The sequence below is a fragment of the Lentzea sp. genome (assembly GCF_035525475.1).
In the GTDB taxonomy this organism is placed as follows: Bacteria; Actinomycetota; Actinomycetes; order Mycobacteriales; family Pseudonocardiaceae; genus Lentzea.
Window position 1 is genome coordinate 1 of record NZ_DATLEC010000140.1, and the last position, 11950, is coordinate 11950.

At 68.7% G+C, this 11950-nt stretch carries 16 protein-coding genes and 1 tRNA gene; 8 read left to right on the top strand and 9 right to left on the bottom strand.

Going from position 1 to position 11950, the window contains the following annotated elements; genetic code table 11:
- Positions 1-37 precede the first annotated feature (37 nt).
- From VM306_RS23405 to VM306_RS23425, 5 genes are all read right to left on the bottom strand, one after another.
- On the bottom strand, positions 38-832 hold the full coding sequence (locus tag VM306_RS23405) for an exodeoxyribonuclease III (RefSeq protein WP_325518602.1): 795 nt from the start codon (positions 830-832) through the stop codon (positions 38-40).
- Between the two features lie 11 nt (positions 833-843).
- Positions 844-1062, bottom strand: a complete 219-nt coding sequence (locus VM306_RS23410) for a hypothetical protein (protein ID WP_325518604.1) — start codon at positions 1060-1062, stop codon at positions 844-846.
- A 10-nt stretch (positions 1063-1072) separates the two neighbouring features.
- A complete protein-coding gene (locus tag VM306_RS23415; protein ID WP_325518606.1) occupies positions 1073-1384 on the bottom strand; it encodes an SH3 domain-containing protein in 312 nt (103 codons plus the stop codon).
- A 167-nt stretch (positions 1385-1551) separates the two neighbouring features.
- The gene (locus tag VM306_RS23420; protein ID WP_325518608.1) at positions 1552-2775 is read right to left on the bottom strand and encodes an NADP-dependent isocitrate dehydrogenase; all 1224 of its coding nucleotides are present in this window, start codon (positions 2773-2775) and stop codon (positions 1552-1554) included.
- Between the two features lie 79 nt (positions 2776-2854).
- Positions 2855-3799 carry an SDR family NAD(P)-dependent oxidoreductase gene (locus VM306_RS23425; protein ID WP_325518610.1) on the bottom strand — a complete coding sequence of 315 codons (945 nt, stop codon included), beginning with the start codon at positions 3797-3799 and terminating at the stop codon, positions 2855-2857.
- Between the two features lie 14 nt (positions 3800-3813).
- Here VM306_RS23425 and VM306_RS23430 point away from each other — a divergent pair, with 14 nt between their 5' ends.
- The 3 genes from VM306_RS23430 to VM306_RS23440 all read left to right on the top strand — a co-directional run bounded on the left by VM306_RS23430 (position 3814) and on the right by VM306_RS23440 (position 6309).
- On the top strand, positions 3814-4620 hold the full coding sequence (locus VM306_RS23430) for a metal-dependent hydrolase (protein WP_325518612.1): 807 nt from the start codon (positions 3814-3816) through the stop codon (positions 4618-4620).
- Positions 4621-4871: 251 nt separating this feature from the next.
- The gene (locus tag VM306_RS23435) at positions 4872-5354 is read left to right on the top strand and encodes a hypothetical protein (protein ID WP_325518614.1); all 483 of its coding nucleotides are present in this window, start codon (positions 4872-4874) and stop codon (positions 5352-5354) included.
- A 10-nt stretch (positions 5355-5364) separates the two neighbouring features.
- A complete protein-coding gene (locus tag VM306_RS23440) occupies positions 5365-6309 on the top strand; it encodes a ribose-phosphate pyrophosphokinase (protein WP_325518616.1) in 945 nt (314 codons plus the stop codon).
- A 3-nt stretch (positions 6310-6312) separates the two neighbouring features.
- On the opposite strand, the gene VM306_RS23445 is transcribed toward VM306_RS23440, so the two are convergent.
- On the bottom strand, positions 6313-6939 hold the full coding sequence (locus VM306_RS23445; protein ID WP_325518618.1) for a TetR/AcrR family transcriptional regulator: 627 nt from the start codon (positions 6937-6939) through the stop codon (positions 6313-6315).
- Positions 6940-7047: 108 nt separating this feature from the next.
- On the opposite strand from VM306_RS23445, the gene VM306_RS23450 reads away from it, so the two are divergent.
- The 3 genes from VM306_RS23450 to VM306_RS23460 are packed head-to-tail and all read left to right on the top strand — an operon-like array spanning position 7048 to position 9190.
- Entirely contained in the window at positions 7048-8097 is a 1050-nt protein-coding gene (locus tag VM306_RS23450; RefSeq protein ID WP_325518620.1) for a medium chain dehydrogenase/reductase family protein, read from the top strand.
- Complete coding sequence (locus tag VM306_RS23455; protein ID WP_325518622.1) at positions 8094-8606, top strand: TetR/AcrR family transcriptional regulator; 513 nt, start codon at positions 8094-8096, stop codon at positions 8604-8606. Before VM306_RS23450 ends, VM306_RS23455 begins: the two co-directional genes overlap by 4 nt.
- Positions 8603-9190, top strand: a complete 588-nt coding sequence (locus VM306_RS23460; protein WP_325518624.1) for an ABC transporter permease — start codon at positions 8603-8605, stop codon at positions 9188-9190. The genes VM306_RS23455 and VM306_RS23460 overlap by 4 nt, the downstream gene beginning before the upstream one ends.
- Before the next feature lie 4 nt (positions 9191-9194).
- Here VM306_RS23460 and VM306_RS23465 read toward each other — a convergent pair whose 3' ends face one another.
- The gene (locus VM306_RS23465) at positions 9195-9530 is read right to left on the bottom strand and encodes a nitroreductase/quinone reductase family protein (RefSeq protein WP_325518626.1); all 336 of its coding nucleotides are present in this window, start codon (positions 9528-9530) and stop codon (positions 9195-9197) included.
- An 81-nt stretch (positions 9531-9611) separates the two neighbouring features.
- Here VM306_RS23465 and VM306_RS23470 point away from each other — a divergent pair, with 81 nt between their 5' ends.
- Complete coding sequence (locus tag VM306_RS23470; RefSeq protein WP_325518628.1) at positions 9612-10205, top strand: helix-turn-helix domain-containing protein; 594 nt, start codon at positions 9612-9614, stop codon at positions 10203-10205.
- On the opposite strand, the gene VM306_RS23475 is transcribed toward VM306_RS23470, so the two are convergent.
- Complete coding sequence (locus VM306_RS23475) at positions 10202-10462, bottom strand: Prokaryotic metallothionein (protein ID WP_325518630.1); 261 nt, start codon at positions 10460-10462, stop codon at positions 10202-10204. The genes VM306_RS23470 and VM306_RS23475 overlap by 4 nt on opposite strands.
- A 184-nt stretch (positions 10463-10646) precedes the next feature.
- A tRNA-OTHER gene (locus VM306_RS23480) sits at positions 10647-10720 on the bottom strand.
- 106 nt (positions 10721-10826) lie between these two features.
- Here VM306_RS23480 and VM306_RS23485 point away from each other — a divergent pair.
- Positions 10827-11942 carry a J domain-containing protein gene (locus tag VM306_RS23485; protein ID WP_325518632.1) on the top strand — a complete coding sequence of 372 codons (1116 nt, stop codon included), beginning with the start codon at positions 10827-10829 and terminating at the stop codon, positions 11940-11942.
- Positions 11943-11950: the final 8 nt, after the last annotated feature.

Consider the following 11950-nt stretch of genomic DNA (forward strand, 5'->3'; position numbering starts at 1 on the left):
TCCTCGGGCATGATTGTGCCTGATCCCGGGCTATCGGTCAGTCCGAGTACACGACCGTCACAGGGGCGTGGTCCGACCAGCGCTCGGCATACGTCGCCGCCCGCTCCACCACGGCCGACTGAGCCCGCTCAGCCAACCCGCTGGTGGCGACCTGGTAGTCGATCCTCCACCCGGAGTCGTTGTCGAAAGCCTTCCCCCGGTACGACCACCACGAGTAAGGCCCAGCCACATCAGGGTGCAGAGACCGCACCACGTCGTGGTACCCGGACGAGAACACCGAGGTCATCCACTCCCGCTCATAGGGCAGGAACCCGGACTCCTTCTGGTTGGTGCGCCAGTTCTTCAGGTCGGCCTGCTGGTGCGCGATGTTCCAGTCACCGCACACGACGACCTCACGGCCGGACACGGCCGCCTTCTCCCGCAACGACACGAGGTAGGGCAGGAAGGCCGCCATGAACCGGTCCTTCTCGTCCTGCCGGGGAGTCCCGACATCGCCGGACGGCAGGTACAACGACGCCACCACGACGCCGGGCAGCTCGATCTCCACGTACCGGCCGCTCGCCTCGAACTCCGCGGCACCGAAGCCGATGCGCACCGACGAAGGCTCAACGCGCGAGAGCACGCCCACGCCCGCACGGCCCTTCAACGACGAAGGCGCGTACACGCCGTGCCAACCAGAAGGCGAGTGCACGTCCGCGGCCAGTTCGGAAGGCTCGGCGCGGACCTCCTGCAGGCACACGACGTCCGCCGAGGACGAGGCGAGCCACGAGAGGTAGCCCTTCTTCGCGGCAGCGCGCAGACCGTTGACGTTGACCGTGGAGATCGTGAGCACGACCGGGGAGCCTACTGGGAGGCCAGGCCCCAGGGCTTCGGGTACTCGGCGCCGCAGCCGGCGCAGTGCGCGGTCAGGTCCAGGTAGCCGACGAGGGTCGCCATCTCGTCGCGGGGCAGGGCGAGCTGGCGCCGGCCGTCGATCTCCGTGTAGAGACCCTGCCACTCGGGGTCGCAGGAGCACTGGGTGACGCCCTTGGCCCTGCCCCACCGGAACATGTTGCGCAGCATGCGCCCGAGTTTACTTGCAGGTCGAGTCGCTGGTCAGCGCCGTGAACTGCCGGCTCACCCACCGGCGCTCGCCCAGCATGCGGTAGCCGTCCTCGACGCGGGGCAGTGCCTCGGTCACGGCGTCGCGCGGCATCGTGGCGACGATCGGCTGCATGTCGCCGGGGCCCGAGCGGACGTTGAGGACGTCCGCGGTCACCGTGATCTTGCAGATCTCGTCGGCCTTGGCGCTGTCCATCGGGTTGCCGCCGGTCGCCGCGTACATCACCCCCGCGACGCCCAGCACCGCGATCACGATCAGTCCCCTGACCGGCACACCGAACATGACGCCTCCCCGTACCGCGAACCGCTTCAACCAGCAGATATAGCGGTTGGAAGACGTGCGCGGACGGCGAGGCGCGGCAACCACCCGCAAGAGGAACCGACCGGGTGACGCGCAAGAGAAAAGGCCACCCCGGTGTGACCGGGATGGCCTTTCTCAGAGGACGGACGTCAGAAGGACGCCATCTTCTTCTTGAGGTTCTCGTCGAGCGCGGCGAGGAAGTCCTCGGTGGTCAGCCAGGCCTGGTCCTTGCTGATCAGCAGGGCCAGGTCCTTGGTCATCTGACCGGCCTCGACCGTCTCGATGACGACGGACTCGAGCGCCTCGGCGAAGCGGATCACCTCGGGGGTGTTGTCCAGCTTGCCGCGGTGCATGAGGCCGCGGGTCCACGCGAAGATGGACGCGATCGGGTTCGTCGACGTCGGCTTGCCGGCCTGGTGCTGGCGGAAGTGGCGCGTCACGGTGCCGTGCGCGGCCTCGGCCTCGACCGTCTTGCCGTCCGGCGTCATCAGGACCGACGTCATCAGGCCGAGCGAGCCGAAGCCCTGCGCGACCGTGTCGGACTGGACGTCACCGTCGTAGTTCTTGCACGCCCAGACGTAGCCGCCCTCCCACTTCATCGCGGCGGCGACCATGTCGTCGATCAGGCGGTGCTCGTAGGTGAGGCCCTTGGCGTCGAACTCCGCCTTGAACTCCTCCTCGAACACGCGCTGGAAGATGTCCTTGAACTGGCCGTCGTAGGCCTTCAGGATCGTGTTCTTCGTCGACATGTAGACGGGGTAGCCCCGCTGCAGGCCGTAGGAGAACGAGGCGCGGGCGAAGTCCTCAATGGACTTGTTGTAGTTGTACATGCCCATCGCCACACCGCCCTCCGCCGGGAACTCGGTGACGACGTGCTCGATCGGGTCCGAGCCGTCCTCCGGCTGGAACGTGATCGTGAGCTTGCCAGCGCCGGGCACCTTGAAGTTGGTGGCCTTGTACTGGTCACCGTGCGCGTGACGGCCGATGATGATCGGCTTGGTCCAGCCGGGCACGAGACGCGGCACGTTCGAGATGATGATCGGCTCGCGGAAGACGACACCGCCGAGGATGTTGCGGATCGTGCCGTTCGGCGAGACCCACATCTTCTTGAGGCCGAACTCCTCGACGCGCGCCTCGTCCGGCGTGATCGTGGCGCACTTGACGCCGACGCCGTGCTTCTTGATGGCGTTGGCGGCGTCGATCGTGACCTGGTCGTCCGTGGCGTCCCGGTGCTCGATGCCCAGGTCGTAGTACTCCAGAGTGACGTCCAGGTACGGGTGGATCAGCTTGTCCTTGATGAACTGCCAGATGATCCGGGTCATCTCGTCGCCGTCGAGCTCGACGACGGTGCCCTGAACCTTGATCTTGCCCATAACTCCGGGCGCTCCTCTCGCGACGATGCAAGCAAGACAAGCGTACTGGTAAACCGTCCACCCGTGCCTGCGACCCTGGTTACACCGATTCAGGCTCGCGGTCGGTCGACCGGCTCACGTGTTCCCACTTGTCGATTTCCGCATTCCGTGCCTGGTCTGCCAGACGCACCATATCCACCGCGTCACTGCCCAGCAGAAGGGACAACGGCGGCTCGTCCATGGCTACCAGGTCGAGCAGGACACGCGCGGCCTTCGCCGGATCACCGGGCATGTGGCCGTGCGCGCCGCGCATCATGTCGAGCAGTACCCCGACAGACGGAACGTAGTCCTGCCCCGGCTCGGTCACCACCAGGGAAGGGCCGGTCCAGTCCGTCTGGAAGCCGCCGAGCTCGACGATCGTCGCCTTGACGCCGAACGGCGCGCACTCGGCGGCCAGCGACTCGGTGAAGCCGCGCAGCGCGAACTTGGCCATCACGTACGGCGCGAGCCCGCCGCCGAACGCCGTGTGACCGGCGGTGGAGCCGATCTGCAGGAAGTGACCGGACCGCTGTTTGCGCAGCACCGGCAGCGCGGCCTTGGTGACGTTGACGACGCCCATGAGGTTGATCTCCAGCTGGTCGCGGAAGTCGGCCTCCGAGCACTCCTCGATCGACGTGACGCGGCCCGCGCCCGCGTTGTTCACGACGACGTCGAGCCGGCCGAACTCGCGCACGGCGGTCGCGACGGCCGCCTTCGCATGCTCGAAGTCACGCACGTCGAGTGCAACAGATCTGACCCGGTCGCCGTGTCGGGAGACGAGGTCGTCGAGATCGCGCGGGTCGCGGGCGGTCGCGACGAGCCGGTGCCCTGCGGCGAGCACCGCCTCGGCGGTCCTGCGGCCGAGGCCGCGGGAACTGCCGGTGATCAGCCACACCTTCGCCATGTCCGTGCTCCATTCATCGGAAATCAGTTGTCCGGGGATATGGAGTTGCTCCGCCGCTGCTTGATACCGAACGACTACTGTTCTCACCGATCGGGTGATCACCAGAAGGGGAGTAAGTGTCAACTGGGCCAACACATGCGATGAGCGGGCTGCTCGCCTGGAGCGCCGTCACCGCCTTCGCGTCGAGTCATCCGATCGGCCAGCTCACACCGCAGAGCTGGGCCGTCGGCGCGGTTCTGGCCACCGGAGCGGCACTCCTGCCGGACCTCGACCACCCCGGTTCGACCATCTCGCGCACGTTCGGAGCGCTGAGCAGCGGCCTGTCCGCGGGCATCAACGCGCTGAGCGGCTTCGTCTACCGGACGACGAGGACGAAGAAGGACTCCAAGCGGGACGGCGGGCACCGCGGTCTCACGCACACGCTCGTCTTCGCGCTGTTCGCCGCCATCTTCACCACCGCGGTCGTGCAGAACAGCCAGAAGTGGGCGCTGCCGGTCCTGATGTTCGTGTTCGCCGGTCTCGCGGTGCGCGGCATCATGAACGACTGGTGCCCCAAGCAGGACGCGTTGCTGATCACCGCGGTCTCCGCGGGGATCACCTGGGCGATGATCGCGTGGACGGCGCAGACCAACGCGTCCGCCGCGGCGTGCGGGATCGCGGTCGGTGTCGGCTGCTTCGCGCACTACCTCGGCGACGCGATCACCGAGCAGGGCTGCCCGATCCTGTGGCCCGTCCCGATCATGGGCAAGACCTGGTTCCCGGTGGCGCCGCCGAAGATCATGCGGATGAAGACCGGTGGCGTGGTCGAGATGGCGATCGTCGGGCCGATCGTGACGATCCTGTCGGTGTGGCTGGGGCTCGCGGCGCTGCAGGGAACCGGCGCGCTGCCGTTCCTGGACTGGCTCGACCTGCTCCCGATCTGAACCGTTCCACTTCCAGCCATTCAGCGGCTACCTGAGCCTCACCCGATCGGTCTAGCCTCCACGGACCCGGACCTGCCGTGTGGAGGATCAACCGTGCCCGAAGCAGACATCGTTGTCGACACAACAAATCTGCCGCGCACGACGTTGCCGACGCCACATGCGAAGGTCGAGCGATCCTACGAGCCGCGCTGGCACCATGCGGGGTTCGAACCGCGGGCGGCCACACCAGGAGCCGCGCAAGTGGAGGTCAGGTGACCAGCACCTTCGTCGGCATCGACGCCGGCCATGAAAACCGCTGGGAAGCGGAGAAGATCGCACTGGAGCTGCACGACACCGTGCTGACCACGGCGAGGACGGTCGCGGTGCACGAGGTCGACGGCCACTACGCGATGTCCTTCCTCGTACCGGTGGCCCCGTCCGACGCGGTGGTGAGCTCGTTGGTCGGGCAGGGTTTCGGAGTCGCCGTGCGCAGTGCGTCCTCGGGACGCCTGGTAGGCCCGGAGGCGCTGCGTGCAGGCGCCTCCACTGCCGCTGAAGCCCACCAGTACCGCCGCGAGGGTCGCGCTCTGCGGTTCCAGGGCCAACGGTCGTTGCGCGGCCGTCACGGCGTCTCGGACATCATCGCGTTCACGGCCATCGAGGTCGTTCTGCCGCGCGGCACGCACACGGTCGACACGCGCGGAAACCTGACGCCGTTCTTCCAGGACGGCAAGCTGGTGCTGACCGTCGACTAAGTTCGTCGATGTGCGTGACATCGCTGTCTTCAGTGGTTCTGCCCATCCCACACTCGCTGCCGAGATCTGCGGCCATCTCGGGGTCGACCTGTCCCCGAGCCGCCTGACCCGGTTCGCCAACGACTGCCTCGAGGTGCAGCTGCAGGCGAACTGCCGTGAGCGGGACGTGTTCCTGATCCAGCCGCTGGTACCGCCGGTGCAGGAACACCTCGTCGAACTCCTGCTGATGCTCGACGCCGCCCGTGGCGCCTCCGCGGCGCGCACGACGGTCGTGCTGCCGCACTACGCCTACGCCCGGTCGGACAAGAAGGACGCGCCGCGGATCTCCATCGGCGGACGGCTGGTCGCCGACCTGATGGTCGCCGCCGGCGCGTCACGCGTGCTGGCGATGACGTTGCACTCACCGCAGGTGCACGGGTTCTTCTCGGTGCCCGTCGACCACCTCCACGCACTGCGCGAACTGGCCGCGCACTTCTCGCGGTACGACCTGTCGAACACCGTCGTGGTGTCGCCGGACCTGGGCAACGCCAAGGAGGCCGCGCACTTCGCGCGGATCCTCGGCCTGCCGGTCGCGGCCGGGGCCAAGCAGCGGTTCGCCGACGACAAGGTGCAGATCTCGACCGTGATCGGCGACGTGGCCGGCCGGGACGTGATCGTCCTGGACGACGAGATCGCCAAGGGTTCGACGGTGATCGAGCTGCTGGACAAGCTGCGGGAACGGGGCGCGTGCTCGATCCGCGTCGCCTGCACGCACGGCCTGTTCTCGTCCGGGGCGCTGGACCGCCTGCAGGCGTTCGACGACGTGCTGGAGATCGTCGCGACGAACACCGTGCCGATCCCGCCGGAGAAGTCCGTACCGAAGCTGGAGGTGCTGTCGATCGCGCCGGCGATGGCCGAGGCGATGCGGCGGATCAACGTCGGCGAGTCGGTGTCGACCCTCTTCGAGGCCCCGTAGCCGTCACTTGAGGTGCGCAAGTGCCCTGATCAGCCGGTTCCCCACGTCGTCTGGTCCTGGCATCTTGCGCACCACCGCCCGCTGGTGGGCGAGGCCGTGCAGCCCCAGCCACAACGCCACCGCGTCGCCGTAGAGGTCTTCGCTGGCGTGCGCGATCCCTTCTTCGACGCACGCGCCGAGCACGTCGGCGAGCAGCGTGAACGCCTCCAGGCCCAGTGACTCGAGGTCGGCGTCGGTGATCGAGGTGTCCTCGGCCGACGGCGTCCACAGGCCGCCGAACATGATCCGGTAGCGCTGCGGGTGCAGCCTGGCGAAGTCCAGGTAGGCGTTGCACACCGCGAAGAGCCGTGCGCGCGAGTCCCGGCCCGCGGCCTCGTCGGCCTCGCGCAGTGCGGCCGCGAGCGCGTCCATCTCCTGCCGCACCACGGCCAGCATGATCGACGGCTGGTCCGCGAAGTGCGCGTAGATCGACGGCGCCGCGATCCCCGCCTTGCGCGCGACCGAGCGCAGCGTGACCGCGCGTTCGTCGCCGCCCTCGTCCAGCAGCGCGACGGCCGCGGCGATGATCTCTTCTCGCAGTTTCCCGCCTTCACCCCTGCGGTTGCGCCTGCGCGGCTCCGTGTTCGTCACGGTCGTAACCATACACCTGAAAGTTTATGGGTGTTAGGCCTTGCGTACTTATACTTACGAGCGTTAGCTTATGGTCGTAAGCACAACCGGAACCCGAGGAGCCAGACCATGAACGCCACCACCGCCACCACCCGCGCCACCGAGGTCGTCCTGCCGGGCCTGGTCGAGCCCGAGGGCCTCCAGGTGCAGGTCAGGGACCTGCCCGCGCCGGGAGAAGGCCAGGTCGTCCTGCGCATGGAGGCCACCGGCGTCTCGTTCGCCGAGCAGCAGATGCGCCTGGGCAAGTACTACGACCAGCCCGCGTTCCCGTTCGTGCCCGGCTACGACCTGGTAGGCACGGTCGTCGCCGTCGGACCCGGTGTGGACCGGGCGCTGGAGCTGCACCGGTTCGCCGTCGTCACCAAGGTCGGCGCGTGGGCCAGCCACCTGGTCGTCGAGGCGGCCGACCTGGTGCCGGTGCCGGACGGTGTCGACGCCGCCGCCGCGGAAACGGTCGTGGTCAACGGCGTCACGGCCTGGCAGATGATGTACCGCACGGCGAAGGTGAAGCGCGGCGACACGATCGTCGTGCTGGGTGCCAACGGCGGCGTCGGCTCGACCCTGGTGCAGCTGGCCAGGCACGCCGGGATCAAGGTGATCGGCACGGCCTCCGCCCGCCACCACGACGCGGTGCGCGCGCTCGGCGCGATCCCCGTCGACTACCGCGACCCGGACATGTACGCCAAGATCCGCGAGATCGCGCCCGACGGCGTCGACGCGGTGTTCGACCACGTCGGTGGCGCCGGCCTGAAGGAGTCCTGGAAGCTGCTGCGCCGCGGCGGCACGCTGGTCAACTACGGCACCGCCGCGACGAAGGACGAGCCCGGCAACGCGATGCTGCCGGTGCTGCTGCTGTTCGCACGCCTGGCGCTGTGGAACCACCTGCCCAACGGCAAGGGCGCGGGCTTCTACAACTTCTGGGCCGGCAAGCGCTTCCGCCTCACCGCGTTCCGCGCCCGGCTGCGCGACGACCTCACGCAGGTGCTGCGCCTGGTCGGCACCGGCGCGCTGACGCCGCAGATCGCCGCGCGCATCCCGTTGTCGCAGGCCGCCTCCGCGCTGGCGCTGGCGGAGTCGCGCACCGTTCTCGGCAAGGTCGTCATCGTCCCGGAGCCGTGAGCAGGCCCGGCTGCCGCCAGGCCGTCGTGGCGGCGGCGACCGCCCTGGTCGACTCCGCCCTCGCCGTGACGCTGCGAGCCGTGTCCCGCGAGGCGGGTGTGCCGACCTCGTCGATCTACCAGCACTTCCCCGATCCCGCGGCGATCTTGCAGGCCGTGTGCGACCAGGCGTTCCAGGAGCTCGAAGCCGCCGTTCTCGGTGCGGCCGACGCCTACGCCGCGGGTGTCGCCTACCTGGACTTCGCCCTCGCGCACCCGCGTCGCTACCGCGTCCTGTTCGGTGCGGCCGACTTCTCCGGACCGGCGTTGAGGCTGTTCACGACGGTTCTCACCGACTCGGTCCGCGCCGAGCCCGCAGCGGACGCCCTGACGTTGTGGCTGGGCCTGCACGGCCTGGCCGACCAGCGCGCGGCGATCCGCCGCTCCTCGCAGCTCTCCGTTCTCGCACCACGCCTGATCACCTCGCTCATCCGACACCCGGCTCATCCGACATGGAGGTCCCCGCCGTGAACGCCACCGCCATCCGCACCGCGATCGCCGTCCCCGCCGACGAGGTCGACAACCGCGCCGCCTACCTGGGGTTCGCGTTCGCCTACGTCCTCGGGCACGGCGCCTCCCTGCTCTCCCGCTCCGGCGCGGTCCTGATGCCGGGCTGGCTGCCGGTCGCGTTGCTCGGCGCCGGCCTCGCCGCCGGCACGGTCTTCGCCATGACCTCGTCGCTGCGGGCCCAGCGCGGCGCACCCGAGGCCCGGCGACGAGCGGAAAGGCTCGTCGGCACGGCCTGGATCACCGGTTTCGCCGCGCTGGCGTTGGCGATCACGGGCCTGAGCACGGTGTTCGAGCAACCCCAGCTGCAGACCGTGCTGTGGCCTGCGGGGTCGAGCATCGTGGTCGGCCTGATCTACATCGCCGAGGGCGCCGTCCGCCGCAACGCCCTGCACTACAACCTCGGCACGTGGCTCGCGCTGATCGCGGCGGCGGCGTTGTTCGTGCCCTCACCAGGGATCTTCGGCGTGCTGGCCGCGCTGGGCGGCGGTGCCTACCTGGTGGCCGCGTTCCTGGAGCGCCGACGCCTGGCTTCGTTGGCCGCCTGACGTTCTACAGCTGCACTCGCACCGTGACACGACCTTTGTCGTCACGGTGCGATGTCGCGTGTCCGGTGCGTTCGGTGCCATCGAGCTCAAGCGTGAGAAGGCCGCCCTCGCCGTTGAAGTTGCGCCACCAGGTCTTGGCGTCCGGCATCATCACCTTGATGTCGACGACGTCACCTTTGCGTTGGTAGCCAACGGGCGTGGAGAACGTACGGCCCGATTTGCGCCCTGTGTAGGTCACGACGGTGATGCCCTTGCGCACGAGCTTCCCGACGAGCGGAACGTCGCGCAGTCCGACGATCCACCTGTTGACGCGGCCGACGAGTGGCGCCCTGAAGTTCATGCGTCCGACCGTAGTCTGGTAAGTGGAGAACCCCCTCCACTTGGCGCGAAGTGAGAAGAAGTGACTGCGGAACCGTCTCAGATGCGCGCCGACGCGCGCGAGAACCGCGCACGGGTGCTGGCCGTCGCACGGGAACTGTTCGCCGAGCGCGGGCTGGAAGTGCCGATGGCCGCGATCGCCCGTCGTGCGGATGTCGGCGTCGCCACGCTGTACCGCCGCTTCCCCACCAAGGAAGCACTGGTGCTGGAGGCTTTCACCGAGCAGTTCGCGGTGTGCCAGTCCGTCATCGAGGAGGCGCTCGCGGACCCCGACCCGTGGCGCGGCTTCAGCACGGTGATCGAGAAGGTGTGCCTGCTGCAGACGTGCGACCGCGGGTTCACCGCCGCGTTCATCGCGTCGTTCCCCGACATGCAGTCCGAGGCGCGAGAACGGACGTGGCGAAACTTCGCGGCGTTGGTGCAACGGGCCAAGGACAGCGGCGAACTGCGCGCCGACTTCTCACCGCACGACCTGACGCTCGTTCTCATGGCCAACGCCGGACTCACGGGCGTACCGGTCGAGATGGCGATGGCCGCGTCACGGCGGCTCGTCGCCTACCTGCTGGAATCGTTCCGTGCGGGCACGGACGTGCTTCCGCCGCCCGTGCCCCTGAGCCTCGACCTCGTGCTGCGTTAACCGGGATGGGCGCCGACGGTGTCGCGGATCTGGGAGCCCAGATCGGACGAGCCGATCCGCGCGCAGTGCGCACAGCAGAAGAACTGGCCCTCCACCTCCACACCGTGCCCGATCACCCGGCAGTCGCAGTGCTCGCAGCGCGGCGCGAGCCGTTGGATCGCGCACTCGAAGCTGTCGAACGTGTGCACGCCACCGCCGACGGTGCGCACCTCGAAGGCCATCCAGTACTCGTTGCCACAGACGTCACAGGTAGCCATGTGCGGAAGGCTCCGACAAGCCGGCCGTCCCGGCAACTCGGCCGCCGAGTTGCGCGACCGGGACTTCTGGGGCAGACGGCGCCAGTGAAGAGCGCTTTCCACACGGGTCGTCCAGTCCACAAAGGACCGAGTTGAACCGCGGACAGACCCCGTCCGTACGAGGGAGTGCGGGAAGGATGCTGAGCGGGACCGGCCGGATTCGAACCGGCGTTCTCCCTCCGCTCCGGAGGGCGCGTCGACCACTGCGCTACAGGCCCCATCGCCACCGCACCACTCACACTAGTCGGCGAATCGCGGGCCGTATGCCCTGCGAAAGTGTTGGACCCAATAAGGTTCGTCCATCAACCTCGGACTGGACGGTGTCGTGCCAGGGATCGACTACTACGAGTTGCTCGGTGTCAGCCGGGGCGCCAGTGCCTCGGAGATCAAGTCGGCCTACCGCTCTCTCGCCAAGGTCATGCACCCCGACGCGGGTGGGACGTCTGGCGGCTTCCGCCTGCTCCAGGAGGCCTACGAGACGCTGAAGGACCCGGTCCGCCGGGCCGACTACGACCGCCCGGTGCGCGTGGCACCCCCTGCCGCACGTCCGGCAGCACGCCCGCGACCTCGCCGAACAGGCCACACGGGCAAGCTGCGCGACTTCGGCGACGACCCGAACTACACGGCACCGCGCCCCCGAGTCGACCTCGGCTCGATGGACTGGTGGAACAGGATCGACCTGGGCGCCCGAGTCCGCTACGTCCCCGCGACGGGCCTGGGCCACGCCCCGGCAGCGGCGGCGATCGGCGGCTGGTTCGTCCTGCTCCTCCCGCTGGCCATGCCCCTGTCCCCGCTGCTGCTCGCCGTCTGGCTCCCCCTGGTGGCGGGCGCCGGTTACGGAGCGTTCCGACTGGTCCGCCGCTACACAGCCCTGGCAAGAGCCGAACGGGCGTTCGCCGGCGAGTACGACGGGAACACCATCTTCGGCCGTCCGGGTGAAAACAGACGCGAAAGGCTGACCGCCGGCCTGCTCACCGAGTACCTGACGCAGCTACCGGGAGTGCGCATCTTCCACGGCCTGGCCTGGCCGGGCTCGGTCTTCACCGACATCGACCACGCCCTGCTCTGCGGCCGCCGCCTGGTCCTGATCGAGTCGAAGTCGTGGCTACCCGGCCACTACTACTGCGACGAGGACGGCGAACTCTGGCGCAACGGCCACCCGTTCCGAGGCGGCGGCACCCAACTCCTCGACGGCGTGGAACGCTTCGCAGAACTCCTCCCCTGGCTGGAGATCCGCGGCGCCCTGATCGTGTACCCGTCCCGCGCCGGCGAGGTCACCTGCGACGACGACCTGGACTTCGACGTGCCGCCGATGACGCCGGAGCAGTTCGTGCGGGAGATCGGCGAGTGGCTGGCCGACGACCCGGCGACGGTGGACCGCGAGGCGCTGCGCGTACTGGTGCGCCAGGTGGTGTCGGAGGTCCGGGTGGCCGGCGCCTAGGCCACGCG

What these genes read in the sequence shown, in the direction of transcription:
- VM306_RS23410 (WP_325518604.1), bottom strand. Translation starts at nt 1,062, where the DNA reads ATGCTGCGCAACATGTTCCGGTGGGGCAGGGCCAAGGGCGTCACCCAG.
- VM306_RS23415 (WP_325518606.1), bottom strand. Translation starts at nt 1,384, where the DNA reads ATGTTCGGTGTGCCGGTCAGGGGACTGATCGTGATCGCGGTGCTGGGC.
- VM306_RS23420 (WP_325518608.1), bottom strand. Translation starts at nt 2,775, where the DNA reads ATGGGCAAGATCAAGGTTCAGGGCACCGTCGTCGAGCTCGACGGCGAC.
- VM306_RS23450 (WP_325518620.1), top strand. Translation starts at nt 7,048, where the DNA reads ATGAACGCCACCACCGCCACCACCCGCGCCACCGAGGTCGTCCTGCCG.
- VM306_RS23465 (WP_325518626.1), bottom strand. Translation starts at nt 9,530, where the DNA reads ATGAACTTCAGGGCGCCACTCGTCGGCCGCGTCAACAGGTGGATCGTC.
- VM306_RS23470 (WP_325518628.1), top strand. Translation starts at nt 9,612, where the DNA reads ATGCGCGCCGACGCGCGCGAGAACCGCGCACGGGTGCTGGCCGTCGCA.
- VM306_RS23475 (WP_325518630.1), bottom strand. Translation starts at nt 10,462, where the DNA reads ATGGCTACCTGTGACGTCTGTGGCAACGAGTACTGGATGGCCTTCGAG.